At 74.3% G+C, this 1,636-nt stretch carries 1 protein-coding gene; it reads right to left on the reverse strand.

Going from position 1 to position 1,636, the window contains the following annotated elements:
• Positions 1–187: 187 nt before the first annotated feature.
• A partial coding sequence (locus ACXJKL_RS20700; RefSeq protein ID WP_457208876.1) for a LuxR C-terminal-related transcriptional regulator occupies positions 188–1,636 on the reverse strand: 1,449 nt, incomplete at its 5' end.

The raw sequence follows: 1,636 nt of genomic DNA on the forward strand, positions 1-1,636 counted from the left end.
GGGTCATCCCGTCGAACCAGGCCTCCCAACGCCGGTCGAGCCGACCCTGGAGGTGGATCTCGTACCAGCCGGGTTCGTCCTGGCCACCGACCGATGTGTTCATGCCCGGGACGCTAGGCCTGGAGCCGGTGGCTGCACGTCACACCATGTGGTGACCGGGGTGGTGATCTTCGCCCTGCGGCACGGCTCAGCGGCGACCGGCGAGAAGGTCTAGCCGGTGCGCCTCGCGGACGGCGGCGCGCCGGCTGTTGACGCCGAGCTTGGCGTAGATGTGCTTGGTGTGCGTGCGGACCGTGTTGAGCGAGACCACCAGCTGGCGCGCGATGCCCGGGCCGTCCAGGTCGCTGGCCAGCAGCCGGAGCACGTCGAGCTCGCGGTCGCTCAGCGGGTCGACGAGGGGCTGCGGCGTCGGAAGGAGTGGGGCGTGCGCGGGCCGTACGGAGGCCCTCGCGGCGTCCAGGACGCGGTGCAGGTGGGGCCAGTCGGGGTGGGAGCGGGCGAGCCTCTCCAGCAGCCTGGCCATCGGCTCCCCCTCGGCGACGAAGACCCTGGTCCAGCCGTCTTGCTCCGCCAGCACGAGGGCCCGCTCGAGCGGGGCGACGTCCCCCCGCTCGAGTGCCTGCAGCACGAGGACCTCGATCTGGGTGCCGACCCGGCCCCCGTCCTCGGCCGCGGACAAGAGCCGGTCGAGCAGGTCCGAGGCTCGGGCCGACCGCTGCGCCAGCAGGATCCTCGCCAACGTCACGTGCTCGTACTCGTGCACGTAGCTCAGCTCGTCGTCGGGCGCGAGGTGGTGCCGGACGGCCCAGGCACCGGCCCCGGTCACGTCACCCTGCGTCGCCAGCAGTCGTGCGCGCACGGCGTGCACCGGCCGTACGTCGGGTGAGTAGTCGCCGACGTACACCCGCTCCGCCTCGTCGAGGAGGGCCAGGGCGACGTCCGGGCGGCCCTCGGCCGCCCGCAGCCCGGCCATCGCGACCCGCCAGCGGTAGGGGTTCTGCGCCAGCGCGCCGGCGTCGCCCAGGTCCTCGGCGGCGCRCAGCTGGGCGGCCGCAGCCACCATGTCGTCGCGCTCCCAGGCGACCCGGGCCAGCCCCACCAACATGTCCGCCCGGCCCCGCGGGCCGGGTGCCTCGGGAGCGGCCAGGTCGAGGGCGTCCTCGAAGACGCGTTGTGCCTCCCCCAGCCGCCCCTGGGTCATCGCGAGGTCGGCCAGTGCGATGGAGCAGCCGAGCACGTCGGCGACATGACCGGCCCTCCGCAGCCCTTCCAGCGCGGCCGCGTAGCCGCGCCGAGCGGCGTCGAGGTCCCCGGTGGTCCAGGAGGCGAGGCCGGACAGGGCGGAGGCGGCCGCGCGGACCAGGTCGTCGTCCCCGACCGCGGCCCCGAGGGCACGACCGGCGTGGTCGATGGTCCCGGCGGGGTCCCCCGCGTTGAGGGCGAGGGCGGCCCGGTACATCTCGACGCGGGCCGGGAGCCGCCCCCACTCGTCCCGGTCGAGGACGACGAGCTGGTCGTCCTCGAGCGTGAGCTGTCGCTCGATGTCCACCAGCCGTTCCTCGACGCCGATGAACCGGTTGCTGGACATGAGGCCACCGATCAGGCCCATGGCCAGGACCGGACGGTTGCGCAGCAC

It is taken from the genome of Nocardioides sp. P5_C9_2 (assembly GCF_054049555.1).